Origin of the sequence: Streptomyces sp. NBC_00029 (assembly GCF_045160505.1) — a bacterium.
Taxonomy (GTDB): domain Bacteria; phylum Actinomycetota; class Actinomycetes; order Streptomycetales; family Streptomycetaceae; genus Streptomyces.
In genome coordinates this window covers 3,075,915-3,101,895 of record NZ_CP108292.1, presented here as the reverse complement: position 1 = coordinate 3,101,895, position 25,981 = coordinate 3,075,915, and the positions used below count along the sequence as shown (strand labels likewise).

Sequence of the window (25,981 nt, the reverse complement as noted above, 5' to 3'; positions counted from 1 at the left end):
TCCTACCGCTTCTCGTCCTGCCGTCGCACCATCTCGCCGATCCAGAGGGGCGCGAAGGGAGACGTGCAGTTCGGGGGAGTCGGGTAGTCCTTGAGGACCTCCAGGCGCTCGCCGATGGCGATCGCGCGGGCGCGGTGCTCGGGGTGCTCGATGCCGATCTGCGCGAGGCAGTGGTTCATCGCCCACTGCAGGCGGTCCGGGGCGTCCTTCATCCGCGCCTCGATGAGATCGAGCAGTCCCGGGAGGTCGAGACCGTCGGGCTTCTTCGCCACCCGCTCGGTCGTCAGGGCCCAGCCGGCGCTCGCGACGACCGGATCCGGATCCGCGAACCAGGCGAGGCGCAGTTCCTCGCCGTGCGGGTTCTTCTTCACCACGTAGTTCACGAGCCAGTCGTGGACCTTGGGGGTGCGGGACTCGCGGAGCATGGTGTCCAGCTCGTCGCGCTCGAAGGCCTTCGGGCGGCAGATCAGCAGTGCCAGGAGCCGGGCCGCGGTGTCGTCCGTCCGCCAGAGCCCGCGCGCGAGGTCCTGCTGCGTCTTGAGGCGCTTCGCGATCGCGCGCAGCTTGCCGAGGTTCACACCGTGGTCGTCGCCGTGCTTCTCGTTCACCGCCCGCATCTTCGGGTCCTCGAGCCCGGCCAGTTCGGCCATGACCTGCGCCACCGTCGTCTCGGTCATCACGGGCTCCTGTCCGTCGCGGATGGAATCCACCCTACGGCGGGCGGTGGGCGAGGACCGGCGGTCCGCCACGGCCTACTCACGCCCGTCCGGGTAGCCGTACTCAGGCGGAGCACACCGTCCGCCGCCTAGCGTGCGGACCATGAGTTCCACGCAGACCGATCCGTTCGAAGACGAGGCCCTCCCGCAGGTGACGGGCACCTGGTCACTCGTGCTGGGGAGCGTGGCCGTCGCGTCCACCGGCTGTCCGCTGCTTCCGGAGTCCGTTCCGAACCTGCTGCGCTTCCTCCCGCTCTACCTGGTCCTGCCGCTGGGGGTCTGGGCGGTCGTCTCGGGAGGCATCGCCCTGCGGCGCGTGCGCGGCGACGAGGGCGCCAGCCGCACCCGGGCGCGGGCCGGGATCACCCTCGGGACGGTGGCCGTCGTGACGGTGACGGGCGCCCTCGTCTGGGCGGTCTGGGCGCTGCGCAACATCTGAGAGCGCCGGCGGGCAAGGCCCGTGGCGGTGGGCGGGTCACCGGCCGGGGCCCCGACCTGCGGTCTCGGCCGCCGAACGAAGAACGCGTCCATCCGACCGGTCATCTGACCTTCCGTCAGATTGGAACGTGTTCTAGTCTGCCGCGCATGGGCATCGGAATCACGCAGGAGCAGCGCGAGTTGGCCGAGGCGGTGCGCGGCTGGGTCGCGCGGGCCGCGCCTCCGGAAGAGGTCCGCAAACTGCTCGACACCCCGCCGCAGACCGGGGCGCGGCCCGCCTACTGGGACGCCATGACCGCGCAGGGCCTGCTGGACCCGCACCTGGACGGCGGGACCCTGCTCGACCTGGCCGTCGTCGTCGAGCAGGCGGCCCGGGCCGCGCTGCCCGGGGCGTACCTGCCGAGCGCGCTGGCCTCCGTACTGCTGGACCGGGCCGGGGCCGAGCCGCTCGAAGGCCGGGTCGGCGCGGTCGCGCTCGGGCCCGGGACCCTGACCGCCGTCGCCGCCCCGGGCGGCGGGTACCTGCTCGACGGGCTCGCGCCGCCCGTGCTCGGCGCCGGCGAGGCCGACCTGGTGCTGCTCGCCGCCGAGGCCGCGCACGGCACCCGGTGGTTCGCGGTGGACGCGGCCGCGCTGGACATCCGTACGCACGAGAGCGCCGACCCGACCCGCCCCACCGCCGAGGTCCGGGCGCGGGGGGTCGCCACCGGCCCGGACCGGCTGCTGGAACTGGACGCGGCCCTGGTGCGCGACCTGGCCTGCACGCTGTTCGCCGCCGACGCCTGCGGCACCGCCGCCTGGGCCCTGCACACCGCCGCCGAGTACGCGAAGGTGCGCGAGCAGTTCGGCCGGCCCATCGGGCAGTTCCAGGGCGTGAAGCACCTGTGCGCCGACATGCTGGTCCGCCTCGAACAGGCCCGGGCGCTGGCCTGGGACGCCGCACAGGCCATGGACGAGCCCGCCGAGGTGCGCTCGCTGGTGGCGGCCCTCGCCGCCGGCACCGCCCTGGACGCCGCCTACACCTGCGCCAAGGACTGCATCCAGATCCTCGGCGGGATCGGCTTCACCTGGGAGCACGACGCCCACATCTACCTGCGGCGGGCCCTGGTCGCCCGCCAGCTGCTGGGGCCCGGCGACGGACACCGCGTACGGGCCGTGCGGCTCGCGGCCGCCGGGGCGCGCCGGGAGCTGAAGCTGGAACTGCCCGCGCAGGCCGAGACGTACCGTGCGGAGGCCCGTACCGCCATCGGGGAAGCGCGTGGGCAGGGCCCGGCCGCAGCCCGCCGGATCCTGGCCCCCACCGGCTACGCCGCCCCGTACCTGCCGGCCCCGTACGGGCTCGGCGCGGGACCGGTCGAGCAGCTCGTCGTCCAGCAGGAGCTCGCCGCTGCCGGGGTCAAGCTCGCCGACCTCGGGATCGCCACCTGGGTGGTGCCCTCACTGCTCGCCTACGGGACGCAGGCGCAGCGGGAGGCCTACCTCCTGCCGACCCTGCGCGGGGACCTCACCTGGTGCCAGCTCTTCTCGGAGCCGGGCGCGGGCTCGGACCTGGCCTCGCTGCGGACCAGGGCGGAGCGGCGGGAGGACGGCTCCTGGAAGGTCAACGGGCAGAAGGTGTGGACGAGTTCCGCGCACAGCGCCGACCTCGGGATCCTGCTGGCCCGCACCGACCCGGACGCGCCCAAGCACAAGGGGCTCGGCTACTTCGTCGTCGACATGAAGAACACCCCCGGCATCGACGTCCGGCCGCTGAAGGAGATCACCGGCGAGGCCCTCTTCAACGAGGTGTACTTCGACGACGTGGAGCTCCCGGCGGACGCGCTGGTCGGCGCCGCGGACGGCGGCTGGAAGGTGGCCCGCAACACCCTCGGCAACGAACGCGTCCACATGGCCGACCAGATGACCTTCGACACCGGCCTGGAGGCGCTGCTGGCGCGCGCCGCCGGTCTCGACGGCACGTACAGGGCGCGGATCGGAGCGCTGGCCGCCGAGGCCCACGCCCTGGCCTGCATCGGGCTGCGCACCACGCTCCAGCAGGTGTCGGGGCTGGAGCCGGGCGCGGGCGCCTCCGTGCGCAAGCTCGTCCAGACCCCGCACCAGCAGCGGACCGCCGAGCTCGCGCTCGAACTGCTGGGGCCGGCGGGCGCGGTGCGGGAGGGAGCGGGGGAGCGGGCGGTGCACGGGATGCTCATGTCCCGCTGCCTGACCATCGCCGGGGGCACCACACAGGTCCAGCTCAATGTCGTCGCCGAGCGGATTCTCGGCCTCCCGAGGGACTGAAGGGACACCAGGGGCATGAAGTCGTACATCGTGGGCGTCGGCATGACGAAGTTCGAGAAGCCGGAGTCGCGGGACTGGCAGTACTGGGACATGGCGAAGGAGGCCGGATCGGCGGCGCTCGCCGACGCGGGTGTGGACTACGGGCTCGTCGAGCAGGTCCCGGTGGGCTACTGCTTCCAGGCCTCGACCGCGGGCCAGCGGGCGGCGTACGAGCTGGGGCTCAGCGGGGTGCCGGTCTACAACGTCAACAACAACTGTGCGACGGGCTCGACCGCCCTGATGATGGCGCGGCAGTTCGTGCAGGGCGGGATCAGCGACTGCGTGCTGGCGCTCGGCTTCGAGAAGATGAAGCGCGGCGCACTGGGCGGCGGCTCGGACGGCGGCGATTTCAAGACGTCACCGGTGGCCCGGCACTACGGGATCATGGCCGCGGGCCACGGCTTCGAGATGTCCCCGCCCACGGCGCAGATCTTCGGCAACGCGGCGCGGGAGCACATGGAGCGGTACGGAACCACGGCCGCGCAGCTCGCGGCGGTCGGCGCGAAGAACCACCGGCACTCGGTGAACAACCCGAACGCGCAGTTCCAGGACGCGTACACGGTGGAGGAGATCCTGGCGGCGAAGGAGATCCACGCGCCGCTGACGAAGCTCCAGTGCTCGCCGACCTCGGACGGCGCGGCGGCGGCGCTGGTGGTGTCGGAGCGCTTCGTGGTGCGGCACGGGCTGCACGACAAGGCGGTGGAGATCGTCGGCCAGGCGATGACGACGGACACGGAGGCTTCCTTCGCCTCGGGCTCGTGCATCGACGTGGTGGGCAAGCCGATGACGGCGGCCGCGGCGCGGCAGGCGTACGAGACCTCGGGGCTCGGCATCGAGGACGTGGACGTGGTGGAGCTGCACGACTGCTTCTCGGTCAACGAGCTGCTGACGTACGAGGCGCTGGGCATGTGCGAGGACGGCGCCGCCGGGAAGCTGGTGGAGTCGGGCGCGACCACGTACGGCGGGCGGTGGGTGGTGAACCCCTCCGGCGGGCTGATCTCGAAGGGGCATCCGCTGGGAGCGACGGGCCTGGCGCAGGCGGCGGAGCTGGTCTGGCAGCTGCGGGGCGAGGCCGGGCCGCGGCAGGTCTCGGGCGCGCGGGTCGGGCTGGCGCACAACATCGGCCTGGGCGGCGCCGCGGTGGTGACGCTGCTGCGGCGGGGCCAGCGCTGAACGCGCTTTCGGCCGTGGGGGCGGAGCGCCAGGCTCCGCCCCCGTGAGCGACATACGTGAGGCGTCCTTCAGCGCCACCGGCAGCGTGACCAGGGACGAGTACGACGAGGCCGCCAAGGCGGCGGGGACGGCTCGTAGCGCCCCGGCCCCGCCCGCCCCGGTCAGAGCTTCTGGATGTCCTTGTGCACCACGTCGGAGCCGGGGTGGTCGGCATACAGGCGCACCTTGAGCGGGTGGCCGACCGGTGCCTTGATGATGATGTCCGGGTTCTCCCCCATGCCGCCTCCGTTGCAGGAGGGCTCGGTGGTCAGGTTCGTCCAGCCGTTGAAGTTGTGCGGGTCGTTCCACGACACCCAGGCGCAGTCGCGCTCGCCGCTGGTGATCTGCACGGAGATGATCCTGACCGAGTTCGCCGCGCCGTCGACGCGCTCGTAGATCACCGTCCCCATGTTGTGGTGGAGGCCCTTGCCGGCGTCCAGGTCGACCTGGAGGACCGGGCCGGCCGGGGCGTCGGCAGTAGCCGGGGCCGCGCCTCCGGCGAGGGTCGCGAGCACGAGCGCGGCGGTGGCGGACAGGGCGGATAAGCGCATGGTTCCGTCTCCACGAAGCTAGGTTGAAGGGAGTCCCATCCTGGTCCCCGTACGTGGACGCGCGCTGCTGCGGAATCCGTCAATCAGTGGCCGGGACCGCGCAGTTGCGCTCATATCGGGTCACCCGCCTGCGCCTCGCCGGGCGCTGCCCGGACCCGCACCTCACACACCGGCGGGGCTGGAGCCGGTCGGCTTCAGTTCGCAGCGGCCGTCCGTGCACTCGCGGCGCAGGCGGCCCCGGGAAAGGGTCTGCGCCAGGCCGATCGCCCAGCACATCGGGCAGCCGCGCAGTGCCAGTACGCCGACCGGGGCGAGCAGCAGCGTGAGCGGCCCGTAGAGCGGGAGGAGGGCGAAGGCCCCGATCAGCGAGCCGAATCCGATCGCGCCGCGGACCAGGTGGCGGGGCACGGAGGAGCTCGCGAAGTCGGGGCCGTCAGTGGTCTTCATCGTTGCCTCCGGGGGCGTTGCGCAAGGTGTCCTGAAGGGTCGTCCGGGCCCGGTGCAGCCGTGACTTCATCGCGGCGGTACCGATGCCGAGCGCGTCGGCGGCCATCCGCCCGCTGTAGCCCTGGATGTCCCGCATGATGAGCACGCGCCGCTGGTCAGCGGGCAGGGCGGCGACGGCCCGCGCCACGCGGGCCGCCTCCAGACGCTGCAGCACCTCCTCCTCGGCCGACATCACGGCGGTGTCCGGCAGCGGAGCGCGCTCGCGCGGCATCAGCCGGGCCCGGCGCAGGCACTCGTTGCGGACGATGCGGAACATCCAGGAGGCCAGGGCGCCGGACGCGCGCAGCATCCCGATCTTCCGGTAGAGGATGATCAGCGCCTCCTGGGCCGCGTCCTCGGCGTCCTCGGGCGAGGCGCACAGCGAGTACGCGAACCTGCGGACGTTCGGGTGCGAGCCGGAGACCAGCGCGGTGATCGAATCGAGGTCCCCGCCCTGCGCGGCGACGATCAGCGCCTCGGCGGGCCAGGCCGACGACTCAGCCACGGGAGCGGGCCCGTCGGCGCACCACGAGGACGGTGCACGTGCAGAGCAGCAGAACGGCCACGGCACCGGCAACAACAGCGATCATGACAACCTCCGGGTCAGGTGCCGACCTTGGCGTCGGCACATGCATAAGAGGCGCGGGTGCCACGAAAGGATTCACCGGGATTCACGGGATTCACGGGAACCATGGGATTCACGGGAACCATGGGATTCACCCGGGTCCCCGGGATCCTCCGGAGGCACCAGGATGCACCACGGCTCATCCCAGGGCCGGGTCCACCACCGTTTCGCCCATCGACGCACGGCGGACGCAGTCCGCCAGATCCTCGACCGGGCCGTCCCGCAGCACCAGCCCCGCCGCTCCCGCGGCCAGGGCGGCCTCCGCCAGGCCCGGGTGCGCCGAGCCCGTGAGGACCAGCACCCTGCACTGGGGATCGTCGGCCAGCAGCGCGGTCACGGCCGCGAGCTCCTCCACCAGGGCCACCGCGGGCCGGGCCATCGGGTCCTGTACGACCTCGATGTCCGGCTGGAGGCCGAGCTGGAGCGCCAGGGCCGGATTCGGCGGCTCCAGCAGGACCCGCAGGGCACGGACATCACGGTGATCAACAGGCATTTCGTCCACGCGGGCAGGCTATTGCCCCGCCTCCCGGCGGGCACGCAACACGCTCCGCAGACAGCCGATCTGACGTGAAGTCAAGAGTCTTCCCAAGTGCGGGGGCGTGCGTTATACATTCCCTCACCGGTCGGGCCTAGAACGCGTTCTAGAACCGGCCCCCGCAGACGACCTCGGTGCGGCCGACGGTGCGGACGGTCGCACCGAGGTCTTCCAGAGCACTTCCACAGCTCTTCCGACGGCTCTTCCACGGCCCCGGTTCTCCAATGACAGGGAGCAGCATCCCCATGCCGATCGATGCCGCCAAGGCCCTCGCCGCCGACCCCCGCCAGGGGGACATCGGCTGGGACCACAAGGACATCCAGCTCTACCACCTCGGCCTCGGCGCGGGCCTGCCGGCCACCGACCCGGACGAGCTGCGCTACACCCTCGAATCCAAGCTGCACGTCCTCCCCAGCTTCGCGACCGTGGCCGGTGCCGGCATGGCCATGATGGGCGGCCTCGCCGCCCCCGGGATCGACATCAACCTCGCGAACGTCCTGCACGGCGGCCAGTCCATCGAGCTGCACCGGCCCATCCCCGTCAAGGGCAGTGCCACCTCGACCGCCAGGGTCGCGGCCCTCTACGACAAGGGCAAGGCCGCCGTCGTCGTCCTGCGCACCGAGGTGGCCGACGCCGACGGACCGCTGTGGACGAGCGACGCGCAGATCTTCGTACGGGGCGAGGGCGGGTTCGGCGGCGAGCGCGGCCCCTCCGTCCGGGAGGAACTGCCCGAGCGCGCCCCGGACCGCATCGAGGAGCGGCACATCCGCGAGGACCAGGCGCTCCTCTACCGCCTCTCCGGCGACTGGAACCCGCTGCACGCCGACCCCGAGTTCGCCAAGACGGCCGGCTTCGACCAGCCGATCCTGCACGGGCTGTGCTCGTACGGGATGACCCTCAAGGCCGTCGTCGACACGGTCCTCCAGGGGGACGTCTCGCGGGTCCGCGCCTACCGCACGCGCTTCGCCGGGATCGTCTTCCCCGGCGAGACGCTGCGCATCCGGATGTGGCAGGAGCCGGGCCGGGTGCTGGTGTCGGTGACAGCCGTCGAACGGGACGACGCGCCGGTCCTCGCCGACACCGTCGTCGAACACGCGTAAGCAGGCCCACGCGAACAGAGCACCGGGCACGAGCACGCGAACCGAGAACGAGCAGCGAGAACGAGCAGCGAGAACGAGCAGCGAGAACGAGCACAGACCGTACGAGACCAAGGAGCCGCACCGTGCGCGCAGCACTGCAGAGCGAGATCGGCCAGGACAAGCTCGAGGTCGTCGACGACATGGAGGCCGTGGGCCTCGGCCCCGGCAAGGTGAAGGTCCGGATCAGGGCCACCGGCCTGTGCCACTCGGACCTCTCCGCGATGAGCGGGGTCCTGCCGCAGCCCGCCCCCTTCGTCCCGGGCCACGAGGGCTCCGGAGTGATCTCCGACGTCGGTGACGGGGTCACCACCCTCAAGCAGGGCGACCGCGTCCTCGTCTGCTGGCTGCCGCCCTGCGGCAGCTGTCCGTCCTGCAGGCGCGGCCAGGGCCACCTGTGCCTGGCGAGCCTGGTCAACGCGGGCACCCCCAACTTCCGGCGCGCGGGCGGCGACATCTTCGGCTTCGCCGCGACCGGCACCTTCGCCGAGGAGCTCGTGGTCGACGCCGCGTGCGCCGTCCCGATCCCCGACGACGTGCCCTTCGACATCGCCGCGCTCATCGGGTGCGGTGTCACCACCGGTCTGGGCGCCGCCATCAACACCGCCAAGGTGGAGGCCGGATCCTCGGTCGCCGTCATCGGCTGCGGCGGCGTCGGCATATCCGTCATCCAGGGCGCCAAGGTCCAGGGCGCCGCCCAGGTCATCGCCGTCGACCCGGTGGAGTCGCGGCGCGAGGCGGCCCTGCGGTTCGGGGCCACCGAAGCTGTGGGGCCGGAGGCCTTCGACGACGCCAAGAACCGGATCACCGGCGGCGAGGGCTTCGACTACGTCTTCGAGGTCGTCGGCAAGTCCGCGACCGCGCAGACCGCGTACAAGATGACCCGCCGCGGCGGCAGCGTGGTGATCGTCGGGGCCGGTGCGCTGGACGACAACTTCCAGATCGACATGTTCTCGCTGTTCTTCGACGAGAAGAAGATCCTGCCGTCGATGTACGGCGGCGGGGACGTGCTGCGCTCCTACGAGCGCACCATCGCCCTGTGGCGGGCCGGCCGGGTGGACCTGGCGAGCCTGATCACGCACCGGGTGCAGCTCGCCGAGATCAACGACGCGCTCGACCAGATGCGTACGGGCGTGGCCCTGCGCACCTGCATCGAACTCTGACCGCTGACCGCCGGCTGCGGATCGCTGACCGCGGATCGCTGACCGCTCTGAGAACTGCGAGAGGAACGCTACGGATGTCACTCCCACTTGAGGGGCTCTCCGCCATCGTCACGGGCGCGGGCCGCGGCCTCGGCCGGGCCGAGGCGGTCGAGCTCGCGCGGCTCGGCGCGAGCGTGGTCGTCAACGACTTCGGCCAGCCGGGCCGCGACGGCTCCGGGGAGGCCTCGGCCGCCCCGGCGGAAGAGGTCGCCGCGGAGATCCGCGCCGCGGGCGGCCGGGCGGTGGCGCACCTGGGCGACGTGGCCGACTTCGAGCAGGCGCGGGAGCTCGTGGAGCTGGCGGTGTCCAGCTTCGGGAAGCTGGACATCCTGGTCAACAACGCGGGAATCCTGCGCGACCGGATGGTCTTCTCGATGTCCGAGGAGGAGTGGGACTCGGTGATCCGGGTCCACCTCAAGGGCCACTTCAACACCACCCACTTCGCGTCCGTGCACTGGCGCGAGCGGTCCAAGGCGGCGGGCGGCCCGGTCTACGGCCGGATCGTCAACACCTCCTCCGAGGCTTTCCTCGGCGGCTCGGCCGGCCAGCCGAACTACGCGGCGGCCAAGGGCGGCATCGTGGGCCTGACCACCTCGACGGCGCTCGCGCTCGCGAAGTACGGGGTGACGGCCAACGCCATCTGCCCGCGGGCCCGTACCCGGATGACCGAGGACGTCTTCGCCGGCTTCGAGGTCCCGGAGGAGGGCAAGCTGGACGCCCTCGCCCCCGAGCACGTCTCCCCGCTCGTCGGCTACCTGGCCTCGCCCGCCTCCGCCGGGGCCAACGGCCAGCTGTTCGTCGTGCACGGCGGCATCGTGGTCGTGATGGAGCGCCCGAAGGTGGCCGCCAAGTTCGACACGGCCAAGGAGTCCTTCTCCTTCGAGGAGCTCGACGAGCTGCTCACCCCGCACTACGCCTCCCGCCCGGCGAACGAGACCTTCGCCGCGACGGAGGTCCTGAGCCTCAAGCACGCATAGCGGGCAACCTCCGCCCCGTCCTGCCGCCCCCCGCCCTAACGTCCCGCCAGTGGTGCCTGCTGGAGGGGGACCGGGCGGGGGGCGGTCGGCGCGGGCGGGTCCAGGACCACCGGCGGGGGAGGGGCGACCGGCAGGTTCAGGCCGGCGATCCCGCAGGACACCTCGGGCGTCGCGTACGGCAGGTGCAGTCGGCCCTGCGGGCTCCACAGGCCGGTGCCGCCGAGCCAGCCCGCCGGGGCGCCGACCCGCAAGACGTGCCGGTCCGCGGGACGCCACAGCCCGATGCCGCCCTCGGGCAGCCGCAGCGCCACCCCGCACGTCTCCGGCATCAGGGCCTGGCCCGGCTGGACCGCGAAGGGGTGCGCGGCCCCCAGGCGGGCGAGGCACTCCGGGAACCGGACGGGCAGGGAGCTGCCCGACACCCCCCAGCCCAGGCGTGATTCGCCCGGCGCGTCGGAGCGGATCAGCAGCAGCCCGCTGTCCGGGTCGGCCAGCAGCAGCCGGTCGTCGCTGTCCTCGGTGATCTGCAGCAGCGGGGAGACGTCGCCGGGCCCGAGGTCCACGGCGACGGCCTTGGTGATCCCTTCCAGCTCGCGGTCCAGGGCCAGCAGCCGGCCCGCCCGGTCCAGCCAGACGCCGCCCGAGCACCGCCCGGGGATCCGGGCGACGGGCTGCGGCCCGAAGGGGGTACCGGCCACCTGCCAGACCGTGGTCACGGTGTCCTCCGCGGCCAGGGCGAAGGCCGCGGACCCGTCCGGGGAGGGCGGGAGCAGGCGCAGCCGTACGCCCTCCCGCACGTCCACCGCGCCCAGCTGGAGCTCCCCGGTGCTCGGCCCGGCCTCGGCGCCCGTCGGGTACAGCAGAGCGAAGGCGTGCCGGTCGGCGACCCGCCGGTGGATCAGGACCCGCCCGTCGGCCAGCGGCAGCACTTCGCTGTCCGCCTCCTCGGGCTGCGCGAGCGGCAGCGGTACCGCGTACGCCTCGGGCCCGGCCAGGGTCCAGCGCTCCACGTAGAGCGACTCGCCCTCCCCGGCCAGCCGGGCGGCGTACGACCCGTCCGCGGCGATGGTGAACGCGGCCGTGGTCGTCATTTCGATGGCACAGACAGTCATCCGTGGTCACCTCCGGGGGGGAAGGTAGTTTTCGGGCATCGCGGCGAACAACACCACCAACACCGCTTCACACATACGGGTGTCCGCACGGCGATTCGTGCGTGGTGGACGAGGCGATTGTGCTGTGCGATATCGGGGCGTTTGGGGTGCGGCGATGTCAGCCGTGCCTCACCGGCCGCCGCGATCGGCTCCGCGCGGGCCGCGGAGGTGCCGGACGGGACTCCGTACCGGACGGAACTCGGCGCTTGGAGCCCGGGGTGACCGCCGCCGACGAGGTCCGCGCCGAGGCTCGCGACGATGTCCGCGACGAGGTTCCTCACGACCCGCGCGGCTTCCCGGTCTGGCAGCGGGGGACGGGGCCGGACGGGGCTGACCGGGACGGTCGCCCCGGACGGTAGCCTTGGCCCGTGCCCCGTCTCTCTGAAGTCATCGCCGCGCTGGACGCTCTCTGGCCCCCCTCGCGGGCCGAGCAGTGGGATGCCGTCGGCACCGTCTGCGGCGACCCCGACGCCGAGGTCACCCGGGTCCTGTTCGCCGTGGACCCCGTCCAGGAGATCGCCGACGAAGCGGTGAAGCTGGGCGCCGACCTGATCATCACCCACCACCCCCTCTACCTGCGGGGCACCACCACCGTCGAGGCCGGCACCTTCAAGGGCCGCGTCGTGCACACGCTGATCAAGAACGACATCGCGCTGCACGTCGCCCACACCAATGCCGACACCGCCGACCCCGGAGTCTCCGACGCCCTCGCCGGCGCCCTGGACCTGCGCATCATCGGCCCGCTGGTGCCCGACCCGACCGATCGGGAAGGCCGCCGTGGCCTCGGCCGGATCTGCGAACTGGACCACCCCGAGACCCTGCGCGAGTTCGCCGCGCGGGCCGCGGCCTGGCTGCCGCCGACCGCCCAGGGCATCCGCGTGGCCGGCGACCCGGACATGCCGGTCCGTCGCGTCGCCGTCAGCGGCGGCTCCGGCGACAGCCTCTTCGAGCAGGTCCGCGCCGCAGGCGTGGACGTCTTCCTGACCGCCGATCTGCGCCACCACCCGGCGTCCGAGGCCCGGGAGACGAGCCGCCCGCTGGCGCTCGTCGACGCCGCCCACTGGGCCACCGAGTGGCCCTGGTGCGAGCAGGCGGCCGCGCAGCTCGACGCCATCTCCGAGCGCCACGGCTGGGGTCTGCGGACCCACGTGTCGCACACGGTCACCGATCCGTGGACGGCCCACGCGCCGTCCGTCACACCCCCTTCTATCTCTGGAGCCCCCAACTGAACGCCGAGCCCGCCGACCAGATCCGACTTCTCGACGTCCAGGCCCTGGACGTCCGGCTGTCTCAGCTCGCCCACAAGCGCAAGTCGCTGCCCGAGCACGCCGAGCTCGACTCGCTCACCAAGGACCTGGCGCAGCAGCGCGACCTGCTCGTCGCCGCCCAGACCCAGGCGAGCGACACCGCGCGCGAGCAGACCAAGGCGGAGCAGGACGTGGACCAGGTGCGCCAGCGCGCCGTCCGCGACCAGCAGCGGCTCGACTCGGGCGTGGGCATCTCGGCCCGGGACCTGGCGAACCTGCAGAGCGAGGTCGTCTCCCTCGCCAAGCGCCAGGGCGACCTGGAGGACGTGGTCCTGGAGGTCATGGAGCGTCTGGAGGGTGCGCAGGAGCGCGTCACCGGGCTCACCGAGCGCGTCTCCGCCCTGGAGGCCAAGGCCGCGGACGCCACCGCGCGCCGTGACGCCGCCACCACCGAGATCGACGCCGAGGCCGCGAAGGTCACCAAGGACCGCGAGGTCATCGTCGCGTCCATGCCGGCCGACCTGATGGCGCTGTACGAGAAGATCCGCGTCAAGCAGGGCGGGGTCGGCGCCGCGCGCCTCTACCAGCGCCGCTGCGAGGGCTGCCGGCTGGAGCTGGACATGGCCGAGGTCAACGAGATCAAGGCCGCGGCCCGCGACCAGGTCGTCCGCCACGAGAACTGCGGCCGCATCCTGGTCCGTACGGCCGACTCGGGCATCTGATGCAGAGGCCCGTCCGGTTTGTCGTGGAGGCGGACGGCGGGTCCCGGGGCAACCCCGGGCCCGCCGGCTACGGCGCCGTGGTGCTCGACCCGGTGACGGGCGAGACGCTGGCCGAGCGTGCCGAGTACATCGGCGTCGCGACGAACAACGTGGCGGAGTACAAGGGCCTGATCGCCGGGCTCGCGGCGGCACGTGACCTCGCCTCCGACGCGCAGGTCCTGGTCCGGATGGACTCGAAGCTGGTCGTCGAGCAGATGTCGGGCCGCTGGAAGATCAAGCACCCGGACATGAAGCCGCTCGCGGCCGAGGCCGCGCGGATCCTGCCGCGCGCCCAGGTGACGTACGAGTGGATCCCGCGCGAGCAGAACAAGCACGCGGACCGGCTCGCGAACGAGGCGATGGACGCGGGCAAGCGCGGCAGGCAGTGGGAGCCCTCGGCGTCCACGGCCGCCCTCGACCACGGCGCCGCGCGTGCCCTGGCCACCCCGCCGGCTCCGGTGGGTCCGCCGGGGGACGCGGCGAAGGGCGCCGCGGCCGTGCGTGCGGCCCTGGTCACCGCCTCCGCGGGCGCGGCCAAGGGCATGGCGGCCCAGGAGCTGAACGACACACTGTTCGCCGACGCCGAGGCCCTGACGGAGGCGATCGAGCCCTGCCTCGACGCCGACGCCCCGGCGGTCGCCGCCGGCAGCCACGGCTGGGGCCCGGACATGGGCGCGCCCGCCACCTTCGTGCTGCTGCGGCACGGCGAGACCGCCCTCACCCCGCAGAAGCGCTTCTCCGGCAGCGGCGGCACCGACCCCGAACTGTCCCCGGCCGGCCACCGCCAGGCCGCCGCCGTGGCCGAGGCGCTGGCCGCCCGCGGCACCGTCCAGACGGTCATCAGCTCCCCGCTGCGCCGCTGCCGCGAGACCGCCCGGGCCGTTGCGGACCGCCTCGGCCTCACCGTGACGGTCGAAGAGGGGCTGCGCGAGGTGGACTTCGGGGCGTGGGAGGGCATGACCTTCGCCGAGGTCCAGGAGCGCTTCCCGGACGACCTCCAGGCCTGGCTGGACTCCCCGAAGGCGGCGCCCACGGGCGGCGGCGAGAGCTTCATGGCCGCCACCCGCCGGATCTCGGCCACCCGGGACCGGCTGCTGTCCGCGCACGCGGGCCGCACGGTCCTGCTGGTCACCCACGTGACCCCGGTCAAGATCCTGGTCCGCCTGGCCCTGGGCGCCCCGCCGGAGGCCCTGTTCCGCATGGAACTCTCGGCGGCCTCCCTCTCGGCGGTGGCCTACTACGCGGACGGCAACGCCTCGGTCCGTCTCCTGAACGACACGTCCCACCTGCGGTAGACCCCGCCGGGGAAGGCCCTCGCCGACGGCGGTCCGCCGGCGGGGGCGGCTCGTCACCGCGTCGGCGCCCGCGTCGGCGTCCGTGTACGCGTCCGTTCCCGTGTGCCGGTCAGGGCGCGGCCTTGAAGGGGCCGAGGGCGTTCATGGCCCGGTCGAGGTGGCGGACCATGGTCTTCGCGTCGGCCCGGGCGGACTGGACGGCATCGGCCGCCTGCCGTGCGTACGGGCGGTGCGCCTCCCCGTCCGGCGGGACCCAGTCGCCCTTGTCCCGCCGCCGCACGTGGGTCTCCAACTGGTCCAGCGCGTCCTCGAGATGGCGGGCGAGTTCGCGCAGGCTCCCGGTCACGGCAGCGATCTCGGCGGGGCTCGCATAGGCGGTGCGGTGATCGGTGGTCGCTTCGGCGAGTTCGCGTATGTGCGCGGCAGCCGCGGCCGCGCGGGCAGGGTGCTCGGTCATGTGGCCGAGAGTGCCGCATCGGCCGGACCGCCGATAGGCGTGTGCACCGACTGCCGGGAGCGGGGCGGCCGCCGGAATCCTCGGCGGCGCCCCGAACGGGAGTGGAGAAGGCAGACGAGCCGGCCTGTACGCCGGGTTCTGTCGCCCGGAGACCTCGCGGTCGCCGGGGAGACGGCCATCCATCTAGGACCGGTGTTGCCACCGGCCTCGTGCGGTCTACCCGCGAACTCGGGCGGGCAGCCCTCGAGCGTTCGCGCAGACCCGTCCGGGGACGGATCCTCTTGACCTTGCTCCGGGTGGGGTTTACCTAGCCGCCTGAGTCACCTCAGGCGCTGGTGGTCTCTTACACCACCGTTTCACCCTTACCGGGGGCCGGAGCCCCTGGCGGTCTGTTTTCTGTGGCACTGTCCCGCGGGTCACCCCGGGTGGCCGTTAGCCACCACCCTGCCCTGTGGAGCCCGGACGTTCCTCGGCGGGATCCGAGGATCCCGACGCGGCCGCCCGGCCGACTCGTCTGCCGTGGCGACCATGTTACCCGGGGCGACGACCTGGCTTGACCTTGACGCAGCGGCAGGGTTTCTACTGGGGGCATGCGGATCGGAGAGATCGCCGCGGTCGTCGGGGTCACCACCCGGGCGATCCGGCACTACCACCATGTCGGGCTGCTCCCGGAACCGGAGCGGCGCCCCAACGGCTACCGGGCCTACAGCGTCCGCGACGCCGTCCTGCTCGCCCGCGTACGCCGGCTCACCGAGCTCGGCCTCAGCCTCGACGAGGTCCGGGACGTCCTCGCGGACGACGCCGGACGCGAACTGGCCGACGTCCTCACGGAACTCGACGCCGACCTGGCCCGGCAGGAGGCCGAGATCCAGGAACGCCGCCGCCGGCTCGCGGTGCTGCTCGCCGCCGGCCCGGGGGAGGCCGAGCCGCTCTCGCCCGCGCTCGCCGAGCTGCTGGCGATGGCACCCAGGACCGACTCCCCGGCCGCCGCCAAGGACCGCGAACACCTGATCCTCCTCGACGCCGCGGGCGCCGGAGGCCAGGAGATCTACGCCGCGCTCGGCCCCCTCGCCGCCGATCCCGCCGTGCTCGCGCTGTACGAGCGGCTCGACGACCTCGCCGACGCACCCGTGGACGACCCGCGGATCACGCCCCTCGTGGCGGAGCTGGTGGCGGCCGTCCCCGACGAGGTGTTCGCCTCGATCCCCACCGGCGGGCCGGTCGTGACCGGGTTCAAGGAGGCGCTGCTCGCCGAGTACGCGCCCGCGCAGGCGGAAGTCGTCCGCGGCGTCATGGAGGCGTTCATCGAGAGGGGGCGGGGATGACCCGCATACGGGCCGCACGGATCGCCGTCACCGCCGTCGTTCCGGCCGAGCTCGCGCTCGTGGTGTGCCTGGCGGCCGGGGTGCGCCTGCCCGGCTGGGCGCTCGCCGCCACCGAGGCGGTCCTCGTCGGCGCACTGCTGCTGGAGGCCTGGGTGCTGTACGGCCTCTACGCCGCCGAGCGGGCCCGCGGCGCCGGCACCGGCCGGCGGGCCGCCGCACGGGCGGCCGTCCGGGCCGTCGTCCCGGTGCAGGTGCGGCGGCTGCTGCTGCACGAGCTGCGCGCCACCGCCTCCCTCGGCCGGTGGGCGGTCCGCCGGAAGCACGGGGTGCGCCCCGGGGACCTCGCCGCCGCGTACACCGGCCCGCAGACGGCCATGATGTACGGGATGGTCTTCGTCTCGGTGATCGAGACCGTCGCCCTGGCCGTGCTCATCCCCTGGCCGGTCGTGCACCGGGTGGTGCTCGTGCTCGACGTGTACGGAATCCTGCTCGTCCTCGCCCTGCACGCCGCCTGTGTCACCCGGCCGCACGTCGTCGGACCCGACGGGTCCCTGCGGATCCGCTACGGGGCCCTCTTCGACCTGGCCGTGCCGGCGGACGCGGTGGCCTCCGTACGGGTGGACCGCCGCTATCCCGAGGGCCGGCTGGTCACCCTGTCCCAGGACGGGGTGCTCGACCTCATCGTCGGCAGCCAGACCTCCGTCACCGTGGAGCTGAACCGGACCCTCCCCTTCATCCGGCCGCTCGGCGCCACCGGCGAGGCCCGGACCGTCCGCTTCCACGCCGACGACCCGCGCGCGCTGGTCACCGCCCTGCGCCGGCAGCCCGCCGGCTCCTAGACGGCCGCGAAGAGGATCTTCGCGGTGCCCGGGTCGGCCTCCGTCAGGCGGACCCGGATCCGGTCGCCCAGCGGCAGGGCCCGGGAGGCGGACCGGACGCGGCCGACCACCGCCGGGTCCTCCAGATGGACCGTACCCACCTGCGGCTCCCGGTCCTTGACGTCGATGACCGTGGCCTCGAAGGACTCGCCGACCCGGTCCTTCAGCACGGCGGCCTCGACCAGGTCCACGGACTCGCGTTCCACCGTGTTGGCCAGCCGCGTGCCCGCCGCCATCTCCTCCGGGAGCGCGGGGAGGGCCGCCCCCACCCAGTCGGGCGGCTCGGTCCCGGCCGCGGCCGCCACGCACAGCTCGCCGCAGTAGCGGTCGACGAGCCGGCGCAGCGGCGCGGTGCAGTGCGTGTACGGGGCCGCCACCGCGGAATGGATCGCCGGGTCGGGGCTCTCGCCGCCGGTGAAGGCCGTGTAGCCGGCGCCGCGCAGCAGGGCCGTGCACTCCTGGAGGAAGGCGGCGTGGGCGGGGCGGTGCGGGTCGAGGGAGCGCACGAGCTCGGCGTACGGGACGTGGTGCGGCCAGTCGATCCGCAGGGCCCTGGCCGTCCGCCGGAGCCTGCCGACCGCGCCGTCGGGGGCGCTGGGCAGGGTGCGCAGGACCCCCGTGCCCGTGGCCAGCATCAGATCGGCCGCGGCCATGCCGGTCATCAGCGAGATCTGCGCGTTCCAGCCGTCGGCGGGGAGCGGGGCGCGGTAGGCCAGGGAGTACGTGCCGTCGCGCTCGACGACCTCCTGCTCGGGCACGTTGAGGGAGATGCCGCCGCGCTCCTGCTCCAGGGCCTCGCGGAGCAGACCGATGTCCTTCAACAGGGCGAGCGGCTCCTCCGCCGTGGCGGTGTCGATGGCCTTCTGGACGCCGTCGTAGTCGAGCCGGGCCCGGCTGCGGACCAGCGCGCGGCGCACGTCGACGGTCTCGACCCGGGCGTCCGGATCCAGGTCGAAGCGCCACACCAGTGCCGGGCGGACCTGGTCGGGCAGCAGGCTGGCGGCGCCCTCCGAGAGGACGGCCGGGTGCAGCGGGACCCTCCCGTCGGGGAAGTAGAGGGTGGTCACGCGGCGGTGGGCCTCGGCGTCGAGCGGGCCGCCGGGCGTGACGAAGGCGGCGACGTCGGCGATGGCGTAGTGGACGCGGTAGCCGCCGCCGGAACGCCTCGCCAGGTGCATGGCCTGGTCGAGGTCGACGGAGGAGGGCGGGTCGATCGTGAAGAAGGGGATGTCCGTGCTGTCCAGGTCCGGGAGGCGGGGGTGCGCCGCCGCGTGCTCGGCCTCGGCGAGGACCGCCGGCGCGAAGGCCTCCGGCACGTCCAGCTTCGTCCGCAGTTCACGCAGCGCGGCCCGCAGAGCAGTCCCGTCTGCGCCGGTCATGTGCATCTGACGGCGTGGCATGCGTCGAGCGTAGGTGCGGCGGGCTCGGACGGCGCGGCGGGCGGGGGCGGCGGACGTCTACCCTGGCTCGGGGGCCGCACCCCCTGCGACGTCGTACCGAAGGAGAACCACTGTGCTCGTGCTGCTGCCGCCGTCCGAGGGAAAGGCCGCCGGCGGCCCCGGCGCACCCCTGAAGCCGGAGGCGCTGTCCCTGCCCGGTCTCGCTCCGGCCCGTGCGGCGGTGCTGGAGGAGCTGGTCGAGCTGTGCGCGGCGGACGAGACGAAGGCGCGCGAGGTGCTGGGCCTGAGCGAGGGCCTGCGCGGCGAGGTCGCCAAGAATCTGGAGCTGCGCACGGCCGGTGCGCGTCCGGCGGGCGAGATCTACACGGGCGTGCTCTACGACGCGCTCGGCCTGACGGACCTGCCCGCGGCGGCGCGCGCCCTGGCGCAGGACTCGCTGCTCGTCTTCTCGGGACTGTGGGGTGCGGTGCGGATCACCGACGCGATCCCCTCGTACCGCTGCTCGATGGGGGTGAAGCTGCCCGGGCTGGGCGCGCTCGGCGCGTACTGGCGGGGGCCGATGGCGGAGGTCATGCCGGAGACGGCGGGGGACGGGCTGGTGCTGGACCTGCGGTCGGCCGCGTACGGGACGGCGTGGAAGCCGAAGGGTGAGGTGGCGGGGCGGACCGCGACCGTCCGGGTGCTGCACTCGCAGCTGGTGGACGGGGTGGAGAAGCGGTCGGTGGTGAGCCACTTCAACAAGGCGACGAAGGGTCGGCTGGTACGGGACCTGCTGACGGCGGGGGCGGTGCCGGGCGGGCCCGCGGAGCTGGTCACGGCCCTGCGGGACCTGGGGTACACCGTCGAGGCCGAGGCCCCCGCGAAGGCGGCGAAGGCCTGGGCGCTCGATGTGGTCGTGACGCAGATCCACCACTGACGCGACGTCGCGGGGCCGCGGCGGCGCCACGGCTCTGCCGCTGCGGGGGCGGGGTTTACCCGGCCGTACCCGGGAGCTGTCCCGGGCGTGGCCGAGTGGCGTCCTGCTGCCCCGTGCGGCTCAGCAGGACGAAACCGTCCCGCTCGGCAACGGTGCGGTACCCCCGGAACCGGGCGATGTCGAGGGCGACCAGCTCCTGCTCGACCGACATCGGCCAACGGTGGTTCGGCACGACCTTGGTGTCAACCATGATCCACTCGGGATCGGGCCGGCTGTCCTTCCAGCCGTAGACACTGACGCTGGTACGGCCGGCGAGGTGGGGCCCCAGGTTGTTCGACGCCTGGACCGTGGCTCCGTCCGGGATCTCGGCCATCACACTGCGGGCCACCGCACTACGGGGATCGGTCCGCCAGGTCGCCGGCTGGACCAGCTGCCACAACGGGAAGTGCGGCAGCAGCAGCAGAGTGACGGCCGCGGAGCCCGCCAGGTAGCGGCCCAGGCTGTGGCCACTCGCACGCCGCCGGTGCAGGGCGTCGATGAATGCCGCGAAGACGATCGGCATGATCGGCAGCGCGTAGTGGTAGCCGGTGCCCCAGTGGGCCGGGTAATCCGAGGCGAGACGCCACACCACGGTGGGCAGCGCGATCAACAGGAGCGGCGAGCGCAGCGCCAGGAACAGGGTGGGAGCCAGGATGAGGATGAGGGTCGTGACCTTCTCCTGCGGGGTGATGAGACCGAGGGTCACCTGGTGGAGGAACCCGATCAGGCCGCCTCCCGACGTGCCCGCGCCGCCTCCGGGATTGTGGGAGGCGAAGTAGCCGTCGAAGCCGCCCGGGTGGGAGGCGGCCAGCACCAGCACGGCGAGCGCGACCGCGGCCAGCCCGGCCGCGGCCGTGACGAACCCCAGCCTGCGGCCACCGCGCCCACCCCGCCACGCGATGACCAGGCCGATCGCGGCCACGGTGAGGCCGAGGTCCTCCTTCACCAGCACGAGCGGCAGCGCCCAGTACGCGGCGGCGCGCAGCCGGCCGCTGCCGAGGGCGGTCAGGGAGAAGGCGAGCAGGGGAACTGCGAAGGCCCATTCGTGGAAGTCGTAGCCGACCCCGCTCGCGATGCCCCACGAGACGCCGTAACAGGTGCCGATGACCACGGCGGCGGCGGACCCCAGTGTCCTGCGGGCCCAGAACGCCAGCGGCAGCACGCTCGCGGCGACCAGTGCGGCCTGCGCGACGAGCAGCAGTTCCGCCGACGGCCACAACCGGTACAGCGGCGCGAGAAGGGCCAGGACGGGAGAGAAGTGGTCGCCCAGGACGGGGAAGTCCGGCCCCTTCACCTCGGAGACGGGCAGGTTCCCGTCCGCATAGGACTGCACGACCTGTACGAAGATCCCCAGGTCGAAGGAGTGGGAGAGCAGATGCTCGTGGATCCGCAGGGACAAGGCCGTGTAGGCGAAGCACAGTGCCCCCGCCATGGCCCAGATCCACCAGGTGGCCCCGGGGCGTCTTCCCGCAGGCGTCTCCGGAGCCGCCCGTTCCTCAGTACCCGACTGTTGCAGTGGAAGCGCGGCGGCGTTGCCGATGGGTGCTTGCATGAACCCTCAAGATGCCAGCAACCCCACGGGCCGAGCGCGGAGCTGCCGCCCGTGTGGGCGGTTTCCCCCGAATGGCGGACGCACGGGCCCCCCGCACGAACCCCGTACGTGCAGGCGCGTCCGGACCCCGTTTCCTCAGGTCCCCGGACCCGGGCCGCCTCTTTCGGATCTTGTCCGAAAGAGGCGCTAGCGGCCCAGGGGCCAGGCGACCGCCGTCGGGGTGCGGTCCGTGGTGTCCGCGTACGCGGCGCAGGCGTCCGTCAAGGTTTCCAGCAGGGTGAGCGGGTCCGGCAGGGGGTGTTCCATGCCGCGGATCCAGGTCACCGCCTGGTCACCGGGCAGGGCCGCCGGCGGGACCAGGACGTAGCTGCCGCGGCAGTGCCAGCGCAGGCCCGGGTGTTCGTCCATCGTCTCGGGGTGGCAGTCCAGTGCGCACGGCCACCACTCGTCCTCGTCCTCGGGGGTGCCGCGGGTGGCGGTGAAGAAGAGCATCCGGGCCTGGTCGCCGGTGCCGCCCGATTCGGCGACGGGGCCGACCTCGATCCCGGCCTCCAGCAGGCGGGAGAGGGCGTCGGCTCCGGCTTCCAGCGGGACGTCGAGCACGTCGTGGACCATGCCGGTCGCGGTGATGAAGTTGGCCTGGGGCTCGTTGCGCGCCCAGCGTTCGACCTGTGCACGGTCGGTGGTCGACTGGGTCTGCCAGGCGAAGGAGACGGGGTGCCTTGCGGGCGTCGGACAGCCGATCCGGTCGCACGAACACCGGTAACCGGCGGGATGGGCGGCGGGGGCGAGCGGCAGGCCTGCGGCGGCGACGGCCAGGAGGAGCGCCTCGCGCTCGGCTCCGGGATCCTCGGCGGTGGGTTTCTGCCGCCGGCGCAGCCACTGGGAAATCCTGCTCTGCTCGCCGCGTTTGACGCGGCCGGACTCAGACCCCATCTATCCCCTCACCTCACCGTATCCCCGGCGGACCAACCCATCGTCCCACCATCCTGAGCCCCGGGTGACCGCTCTTGACGAGCGGGGGGTTGGAGATGTGCGACCGGAAAGCCCCACATAAGCACAGAAACAGGCCAAATTTCGCGGCCGATCTTGGATCGCCGGCCTGCTAGCGGTCGGTGACGTTGGCCACCCCGCCCAGCACCCGGTCCACGAGCGCGTCGGTGTAAGCGTGCGTCAGGGGCGCGGTGCGCAGCAGCCAGCGGTAGGTCAGCGGCCCCAGCAGCATTTCCACCGTGAGCCGCAGGTCCGTGTCCGGTGCGAGCTGGCCGGCCTCCCGGGCGGTGTCCAACCGGGCCTCGTACAGGGCGAGCTGCGGCTCCAGCAGCTGCTCGGTGAAGCGGGCGCCGAGCTCGGGGTCGGTGGCCCCGGCGGCCGTGAGGGCGCGCGCGGGGGCGTCGTACTTCTCGTCGTTGAACTCGTCGACCGTCGCCCGCAGGACGTTCTTCAGGTCGGCCGCCAGGTCCCCGGTGTCCGGGAAGCCGGTCCACTCGGCCTCCGTCTCCGCGTCGCCGGCCAGGGCCAGGGAGGCGTCGAGGAGGACGGCGGCCTTCGAGGGCCACCAGCGGTAGATGGTCTGCTTGCCGACGCCCGCACGGGCGGCGATGGCCTCGATCGTCAGCTTGTTGTAGCCGACCTCCCCGACGAGGGCGAGTGCCGCGTCGAGGATGGCGCGCCGGGAGCGGTCGCTGCGGCGGGTGGCGTCAGGGGTCTTGGGCATGGCCCGAAACTATCAAAGCGAGACGTCTCGTCTTTCCATAGGTTTGCTTAAACCACCCAATCAGTTCACTGTGCTGTCCTGGTGGAGGAGAGACGATTCTCTCCAGCACTCGTCCCGAGTCGTGAAAGTCGTGAGGAGCCTTCTTTGCGCAGAGACGCCACACCCCGGCGCTACCTGATGTGCCCACCCGCACACTTCAAGGTCACGTACTCCATCAATCCGTGGATGGATCCCACGAAACCGGTGGACCTGCCCCTCGCACTGGCCCAGTGGGAGGATCTGAGGGACCGCTACCGCTCCCTCGGGCACATCGTCGAGACCCTCGAACCCGACCCGGCGCTGCCCGACATGGTCTTCGCGGCGAACGGGGCCCTCGTCGTCGACGGCCGGGTCCTCGGGGCCCGCTTCGCCCACCCCGAACGGGCCGCCGAGGCCGAGCTCCACCTCGACTGGTTCCGCGCCGACGGCTACACCGAGATCCACGAGCCGTCCCACGTCAACGAGGGCGAGGGGGACTTCGCCGTCACCGACCGCTACATCCTGGCCGGCCGGGGCTTCCGCTCCAGCCCGCTCTCGCACGACGAGGCCCAGGAGTTCTTCGGCCGTCCGGTCATCGGCCTCGACCTGGTGGATCCGCGCTACTACCACCTGGACACGGCGCTCAGCGTCCTCGACGGCGACGAGATCATGTACTACCCGGACGCCTTCTCGCCCGGCAGCCAGGGAGTGCTCAGGCGGCTCTTCCCGGACGCCCTGATCGCCGACGGCCGGGACGCTGCCGCGCTCGGACTGAACGCCGTCTCCGACGGTCTGCACGTCCTGCTCCCGCAGGCGGCGACCGGACTGCTGGCACCGCTGCGGGACCGGGGCTTCGAGCCGGTCCCGATGGACCTGGGCGAGCTGCTCAAGGGCGGCGGCAGCGTGAAGTGCTGCACCCAGGAGCTGCGGCCGTAGGAACGGCTACGGCGCCGGGGGCCAGGCCTGGCCCCAGTCGACGTCCCGTGCGGCCTTGTAGAGATCGCCCTGGCGCTTGGTCACATTGACCCGGGTCAGGCCCTTTTCCCCGGTGCCGCACAGCTCCAGCAGGACGAGCCCCTTCCGGATCTGCGGCTTCCGCGTGATCCGGGAGGCGGCCGGCTCCGTCGGAAAGCGGGTCGCGGCGACGTAGCTGAACTTCTCGTCCTCGTACGGCAGCGAACCGCCCTTGACCTGCCGGTGCAGGGAGGAACGGCTGACCCGCGCCGAGAAGTGGCACCAGTCCTGGCCGACCTCGATCGGACAGGTCCCGTCGTGCGGGCACGGGGCGGCGACCCGCAGCCCGGCCGCGATCAGCTGGTCACGGGCCTCGCGGATGCGCAGGTAGCCCTCCGGAGTGCCCGGCTCGATCAGCACCACCGCCTGTCCGGCCCGAGCCGCCTCGGCGACGACGGCCGTGCGCGCCTGCGGGGTCAGCTCGCCCAGCACGTACGACACCGACACCAGGTCGGCCTCGGGGATGCTCAGCCCCGAGCCGATGACGGCCCGCCGCCAGGCGGCGCCGCGCAGCACCTCGGAGGCCGAGGCCGCCGCGAGCTCCCGGCCGAGGGCCAGCGCCGGCTCCGCCCAGTCCAGCACCGTGGTCTCCCGCGGGCCGTCCCAGGTGGCGTCCACCGCCCAGGTCGCGGCTCCCGTGCCGCCGCCCACGTCCACGTGCGAGCCCGGAACCCAGTCGGGGGCGGCCTCGGCCAGCGCGTCGAGGGCGCTGCGGACGGCCTCGAAGGTGGCGGGCATCCGGTACGCCGCGTACGCCGCCACGTCGGAGCGGTCGCGCAGTACGGGCGCGTCGGTCGGGGTCTGCCCCCGGTAGCTGGCGATGAGCCGCTCGACGGCGGCCGCGGCCTGCTTCGGCGGGAGTCCGTCGAGCAGGCCGCCGAGGGTGCGGCGGAGGGTCTCGGCGGAGGTGGGGGCGGAGGCGTTCACCTGCGAAGTTTATGCCGCCCGTCCGCGTGGGCCCGCACGGGACGGGCGGGAACGGCGACGGAGCGAGCGGACCGCAGCGCCGCGAGGTGCGGTGGGTCATCGGGTGCCCGCGATCCATCGCCGGATGGCCGCATTGGTGGTGTCGTCGAGTGCGGAGACGACTTCGATGGCGTGACAGTCTCCGGCGAGTGGTGGGATGCCGGCGGTGGTCAGCGCGGCGTGCAGGGCGAGGCGCCTGCCGTGTGCCGCACTGATCCGGCCGGCAGACTGCTCCTGTGGGTCCGGGGTCGCCGCGGTGCTTTCGAGGCGGGCCTGCTCCTTGTCCCCGAGCCCCCGCACACCGGGGAAGCGGTAGGGGTCGAGTGCCTCCTGTGGTTTCAGCGCGTGCGAGGAAGCTCGCCACGGTTTCATGCAGGGACCTCCTGGAATCTGCCTGAGTGCGGGGACGTTGCGGTGGGGCCGTGCGGGGGCGGCGCGGGTGGGCGGCGGATCGGACGTCTTCGGGCGCGGTGGAGGAGGGGGCACGCACTCACGTCCGCTGCTCATGCAGGACATGGGCGCCCGCGGCGATCACCGCGGCGAGCTGGTTGGCGACGGATACGCTGCACCCGCCGAGCCGGACGAACCCGCGTGAGCCCACGGGCCCGTCGTTGGTCAAGGAGGGCAGGACCAGCCCTGCGAGTGCGAGGGCCGCCTCGAGACTGGTGACAGCGTCCAGGCCCGCCTGGTAGGCGGCGTCCTGAAGTCGCTTGTAACGGATCCGCTCGGCGTGGGAGGGCTCGTACGCCATCGTTGCTGTCCTCTCGGTCTGTCGTGGGTGTGGTGCGTGGTGCTTCGGCGCTGCGCGAGCCGGGTCGGTCCGGATCGGTGAACCGTGCGGTCGCGCAGGTGGCAACGGAGTCCGGGCAGCCGTCGGCGCAAGATCGCGGACCGCCCGTGACTTATCGGATTCGGTTGTCGTTCCTCAGGTGAAAACGATCACTGCGGCTCTGGGAAGGACCACGTTCTCCATGCGGTTAGCGGCTGTTGCGCCTTCGTCCCTGGCGCCGTACGCGGCTGCACCGGCTCTGGGCTCGCCGGGGCGGCC

At 73.0% G+C, this 25,981-nt stretch carries 27 protein-coding genes and 1 other RNA gene; 13 read left to right on the top strand and 15 right to left on the bottom strand.

Translation table 11 applies throughout. The features are described from left to right. Positions 1-2: 2 nt before the first annotated feature. The gene (locus OG753_RS14785; protein WP_327262264.1) at positions 3-677 is read right to left on the bottom strand and encodes a DNA alkylation repair protein; all 675 of its coding nucleotides are present in this window, start codon (positions 675-677) and stop codon (positions 3-5) included. Between the two features lie 142 nt (positions 678-819). On the opposite strand from OG753_RS14785, the gene OG753_RS14780 reads away from it, so the two are divergent. The 3 genes from OG753_RS14780 (at position 820) to OG753_RS14770 (ending at position 4,646) form a co-directional block, all read left to right on the top strand. After that, positions 820-1,155 carry a hypothetical protein gene (locus tag OG753_RS14780; protein WP_327262263.1) on the top strand — a complete coding sequence of 112 codons (336 nt, stop codon included), beginning with the start codon at positions 820-822 and terminating at the stop codon, positions 1,153-1,155. Between the two features lie 146 nt (positions 1,156-1,301). Further along, positions 1,302-3,434: an acyl-CoA dehydrogenase gene (locus OG753_RS14775; RefSeq protein WP_405788711.1), complete on the top strand. Its 2,133-nt coding sequence runs from the start codon at positions 1,302-1,304 to the stop codon at positions 3,432-3,434. A 15-nt stretch (positions 3,435-3,449) separates the two neighbouring features. Then, on the top strand, positions 3,450-4,646 hold the full coding sequence (locus OG753_RS14770) for a lipid-transfer protein (RefSeq protein WP_405788710.1): 1,197 nt from the start codon (positions 3,450-3,452) through the stop codon (positions 4,644-4,646). Positions 4,647-4,807: 161 nt separating this feature from the next. Here OG753_RS14770 and OG753_RS14765 read toward each other — a convergent pair whose 3' ends face one another. From OG753_RS14765 to OG753_RS14750, 4 genes are all read right to left on the bottom strand, one after another. Continuing rightward, positions 4,808-5,236, bottom strand: coding sequence for a hypothetical protein (locus OG753_RS14765; RefSeq protein WP_327262260.1), 429 nt, complete (start codon positions 5,234-5,236; stop codon positions 4,808-4,810). 162 nt (positions 5,237-5,398) lie between these two features. Then, positions 5,399-5,683, bottom strand: coding sequence for a hypothetical protein (locus OG753_RS14760; protein WP_327262259.1), 285 nt, complete (start codon positions 5,681-5,683; stop codon positions 5,399-5,401). Beyond that, positions 5,670-6,227 (bottom strand): RNA polymerase sigma factor, encoded by a 558-nt coding sequence (locus OG753_RS14755; protein WP_327262258.1) that lies wholly within the window; start codon positions 6,225-6,227, stop codon positions 5,670-5,672. The genes OG753_RS14760 and OG753_RS14755 overlap by 14 nt, the downstream gene beginning before the upstream one ends. 259 nt (positions 6,228-6,486) lie before the next feature. After that, complete coding sequence (locus OG753_RS14750) at positions 6,487-6,840, bottom strand: DNA-binding response regulator (protein WP_327266757.1); 354 nt, start codon at positions 6,838-6,840, stop codon at positions 6,487-6,489. 287 nt (positions 6,841-7,127) lie between these two features. On the opposite strand from OG753_RS14750, the gene OG753_RS14745 reads away from it, so the two are divergent. From OG753_RS14745 to OG753_RS14735, 3 genes are all read left to right on the top strand, one after another. Further along, a complete protein-coding gene (locus OG753_RS14745; RefSeq protein WP_327262257.1) occupies positions 7,128-7,982 on the top strand; it encodes a MaoC/PaaZ C-terminal domain-containing protein in 855 nt (284 codons plus the stop codon). 122 nt (positions 7,983-8,104) lie between these two features. Continuing rightward, on the top strand, positions 8,105-9,181 hold the full coding sequence (locus tag OG753_RS14740) for a Zn-dependent alcohol dehydrogenase (RefSeq protein WP_327262256.1): 1,077 nt from the start codon (positions 8,105-8,107) through the stop codon (positions 9,179-9,181). Positions 9,182-9,255: 74 nt separating this feature from the next. Next, positions 9,256-10,197 (top strand): 3-oxoacyl-ACP reductase, encoded by a 942-nt coding sequence (locus tag OG753_RS14735; protein WP_327262255.1) that lies wholly within the window; start codon positions 9,256-9,258, stop codon positions 10,195-10,197. Between the two features lie 35 nt (positions 10,198-10,232). On the opposite strand, the gene OG753_RS14730 is transcribed toward OG753_RS14735, so the two are convergent. After that, a complete protein-coding gene (locus OG753_RS14730; RefSeq protein ID WP_327262254.1) occupies positions 10,233-11,309 on the bottom strand; it encodes a hypothetical protein in 1,077 nt (358 codons plus the stop codon). A gap of 407 nt (positions 11,310-11,716) precedes the next feature. Here OG753_RS14730 and OG753_RS14725 point away from each other — a divergent pair, with 407 nt between their 5' ends. From OG753_RS14725 to OG753_RS14715, 3 genes are read left to right on the top strand one after another with little or no spacing between them, the layout of a single operon-like run. After that, on the top strand, positions 11,717-12,577 hold the full coding sequence (locus tag OG753_RS14725) for a Nif3-like dinuclear metal center hexameric protein (RefSeq protein WP_327262253.1): 861 nt from the start codon (positions 11,717-11,719) through the stop codon (positions 12,575-12,577). Further along, entirely contained in the window at positions 12,574-13,317 is a 744-nt protein-coding gene (locus OG753_RS14720) for a C4-type zinc ribbon domain-containing protein (RefSeq protein WP_327266756.1), read from the top strand. Before OG753_RS14725 ends, OG753_RS14720 begins: the two co-directional genes overlap by 4 nt. Further along, positions 13,317-14,651 (top strand): bifunctional RNase H/acid phosphatase, encoded by a 1,335-nt coding sequence (locus OG753_RS14715; protein ID WP_405788708.1) that lies wholly within the window; start codon positions 13,317-13,319, stop codon positions 14,649-14,651. The genes OG753_RS14720 and OG753_RS14715 overlap by 1 nt, the downstream gene beginning before the upstream one ends. A 109-nt stretch (positions 14,652-14,760) precedes the next feature. Here OG753_RS14715 and OG753_RS14710 read toward each other — a convergent pair whose 3' ends face one another. Continuing rightward, entirely contained in the window at positions 14,761-15,108 is a 348-nt protein-coding gene (locus OG753_RS14710; protein ID WP_327262251.1) for a hypothetical protein, read from the bottom strand. Between the two features lie 111 nt (positions 15,109-15,219). Further along, positions 15,220-15,621, bottom strand: an RNA gene (gene rnpB, locus OG753_RS14705) — RNase P RNA component class A. A gap of 77 nt (positions 15,622-15,698) precedes the next feature. Between rnpB and OG753_RS14700 the strand changes: the two genes are divergently transcribed. Together OG753_RS14700 and OG753_RS14695 are read left to right on the top strand one after the other, a co-directional pair. Further along, positions 15,699-16,433, top strand: a complete 735-nt coding sequence (locus OG753_RS14700; protein WP_327262250.1) for a MerR family transcriptional regulator — start codon at positions 15,699-15,701, stop codon at positions 16,431-16,433. Further along, entirely contained in the window at positions 16,430-17,272 is an 843-nt protein-coding gene (locus OG753_RS14695; RefSeq protein WP_405788707.1) for a hypothetical protein, read from the top strand. Before OG753_RS14700 ends, OG753_RS14695 begins: the two co-directional genes overlap by 4 nt. Here the strand turns inward: OG753_RS14695 and OG753_RS14690 are convergent. After that, complete coding sequence (locus OG753_RS14690) at positions 17,269-18,711, bottom strand: RNB domain-containing ribonuclease (protein WP_405788706.1); 1,443 nt, start codon at positions 18,709-18,711, stop codon at positions 17,269-17,271. The genes OG753_RS14695 and OG753_RS14690 overlap by 4 nt on opposite strands. Positions 18,712-18,823: 112 nt before the next feature. Between OG753_RS14690 and yaaA the strand changes: the two genes are divergently transcribed. Further along, a complete protein-coding gene (gene yaaA / locus OG753_RS14685) occupies positions 18,824-19,627 on the top strand; it encodes a peroxide stress protein YaaA (RefSeq protein WP_327262247.1) in 804 nt (267 codons plus the stop codon). Between the two features lie 55 nt (positions 19,628-19,682). Here yaaA and OG753_RS14680 read toward each other — a convergent pair whose 3' ends face one another. From OG753_RS14680 to OG753_RS14670, 3 genes are all read right to left on the bottom strand, one after another. Further along, positions 19,683-21,098 carry a DUF2079 domain-containing protein gene (locus OG753_RS14680; protein WP_405788705.1) on the bottom strand — a complete coding sequence of 472 codons (1,416 nt, stop codon included), beginning with the start codon at positions 21,096-21,098 and terminating at the stop codon, positions 19,683-19,685. A 306-nt stretch (positions 21,099-21,404) separates the two neighbouring features. Then, positions 21,405-22,154 (bottom strand): bifunctional DNA primase/polymerase, encoded by a 750-nt coding sequence (locus tag OG753_RS14675; RefSeq protein WP_401280978.1) that lies wholly within the window; start codon positions 22,152-22,154, stop codon positions 21,405-21,407. 169 nt (positions 22,155-22,323) lie between these two features. Next, the gene (locus tag OG753_RS14670; protein WP_327262244.1) at positions 22,324-22,935 is read right to left on the bottom strand and encodes a TetR/AcrR family transcriptional regulator; all 612 of its coding nucleotides are present in this window, start codon (positions 22,933-22,935) and stop codon (positions 22,324-22,326) included. A gap of 81 nt (positions 22,936-23,016) precedes the next feature. On the opposite strand from OG753_RS14670, the gene ddaH reads away from it, so the two are divergent. Beyond that, the gene (gene ddaH / locus OG753_RS14665) at positions 23,017-23,889 is read left to right on the top strand and encodes a dimethylargininase (protein WP_383199146.1); all 873 of its coding nucleotides are present in this window, start codon (positions 23,017-23,019) and stop codon (positions 23,887-23,889) included. Between the two features lie 6 nt (positions 23,890-23,895). Here ddaH and OG753_RS14660 read toward each other — a convergent pair whose 3' ends face one another. The 3 genes from OG753_RS14660 to OG753_RS14650 all read right to left on the bottom strand — a co-directional run bounded on the left by OG753_RS14660 (position 23,896) and on the right by OG753_RS14650 (position 25,684). Continuing rightward, positions 23,896-24,894 (bottom strand): small ribosomal subunit Rsm22 family protein, encoded by a 999-nt coding sequence (locus OG753_RS14660; RefSeq protein WP_405788702.1) that lies wholly within the window; start codon positions 24,892-24,894, stop codon positions 23,896-23,898. Between the two features lie 96 nt (positions 24,895-24,990). Continuing rightward, the gene (locus OG753_RS14655; protein WP_405788701.1) at positions 24,991-25,305 is read right to left on the bottom strand and encodes a hypothetical protein; all 315 of its coding nucleotides are present in this window, start codon (positions 25,303-25,305) and stop codon (positions 24,991-24,993) included. Between the two features lie 118 nt (positions 25,306-25,423). Next, positions 25,424-25,684 carry a hypothetical protein gene (locus OG753_RS14650; RefSeq protein WP_327262240.1) on the bottom strand — a complete coding sequence of 87 codons (261 nt, stop codon included), beginning with the start codon at positions 25,682-25,684 and terminating at the stop codon, positions 25,424-25,426. Positions 25,685-25,981 lie beyond the last annotated feature (297 nt).

Bases quoted from the DNA above. Each gene is read 5' to 3' on its own strand.
- OG753_RS14785 (WP_327262264.1), bottom strand. From the start codon at position 677: ATGACCGAGACGACGGTGGCGCAGGTCATGGCCGAACTGGCCGGGCTC.
- OG753_RS14780 (WP_327262263.1), top strand. From the start codon at position 820: ATGAGTTCCACGCAGACCGATCCGTTCGAAGACGAGGCCCTCCCGCAG.
- OG753_RS14775 (WP_405788711.1), top strand. From the start codon at position 1,302: ATGGGCATCGGAATCACGCAGGAGCAGCGCGAGTTGGCCGAGGCGGTG.
- OG753_RS14770 (WP_405788710.1), top strand. From the start codon at position 3,450: ATGAAGTCGTACATCGTGGGCGTCGGCATGACGAAGTTCGAGAAGCCG.
- OG753_RS14765 (WP_327262260.1), bottom strand. From the start codon at position 5,236: ATGCGCTTATCCGCCCTGTCCGCCACCGCCGCGCTCGTGCTCGCGACC.
- OG753_RS14760 (WP_327262259.1), bottom strand. From the start codon at position 5,683: ATGAAGACCACTGACGGCCCCGACTTCGCGAGCTCCTCCGTGCCCCGC.
- OG753_RS14750 (WP_327266757.1), bottom strand. From the start codon at position 6,840: ATGCCTGTTGATCACCGTGATGTCCGTGCCCTGCGGGTCCTGCTGGAG.
- OG753_RS14745 (WP_327262257.1), top strand. From the start codon at position 7,128: ATGCCGATCGATGCCGCCAAGGCCCTCGCCGCCGACCCCCGCCAGGGG.
- OG753_RS14735 (WP_327262255.1), top strand. From the start codon at position 9,256: ATGTCACTCCCACTTGAGGGGCTCTCCGCCATCGTCACGGGCGCGGGC.
- OG753_RS14730 (WP_327262254.1), bottom strand. From the start codon at position 11,309: ATGACTGTCTGTGCCATCGAAATGACGACCACGGCCGCGTTCACCATC.
- OG753_RS14715 (WP_405788708.1), top strand. From the start codon at position 13,317: ATGCAGAGGCCCGTCCGGTTTGTCGTGGAGGCGGACGGCGGGTCCCGG.
- OG753_RS14710 (WP_327262251.1), bottom strand. From the start codon at position 15,108: ATGACCGAGCACCCTGCCCGCGCGGCCGCGGCTGCCGCGCACATACGC.
- OG753_RS14700 (WP_327262250.1), top strand. From the start codon at position 15,699: ATGCGGATCGGAGAGATCGCCGCGGTCGTCGGGGTCACCACCCGGGCG.
- OG753_RS14695 (WP_405788707.1), top strand. From the start codon at position 16,430: ATGACCCGCATACGGGCCGCACGGATCGCCGTCACCGCCGTCGTTCCG.
- OG753_RS14690 (WP_405788706.1), bottom strand. From the start codon at position 18,711: ATGCCACGCCGTCAGATGCACATGACCGGCGCAGACGGGACTGCTCTG.
- OG753_RS14680 (WP_405788705.1), bottom strand. From the start codon at position 21,098: ATGGCGGGGGCACTGTGCTTCGCCTACACGGCCTTGTCCCTGCGGATC.
- OG753_RS14675 (WP_401280978.1), bottom strand. From the start codon at position 22,154: ATGGGGTCTGAGTCCGGCCGCGTCAAACGCGGCGAGCAGAGCAGGATT.
- OG753_RS14670 (WP_327262244.1), bottom strand. From the start codon at position 22,935: ATGCCCAAGACCCCTGACGCCACCCGCCGCAGCGACCGCTCCCGGCGC.
- OG753_RS14655 (WP_405788701.1), bottom strand. From the start codon at position 25,305: ATGAAACCGTGGCGAGCTTCCTCGCACGCGCTGAAACCACAGGAGGCA.
- OG753_RS14650 (WP_327262240.1), bottom strand. From the start codon at position 25,684: ATGGCGTACGAGCCCTCCCACGCCGAGCGGATCCGTTACAAGCGACTT.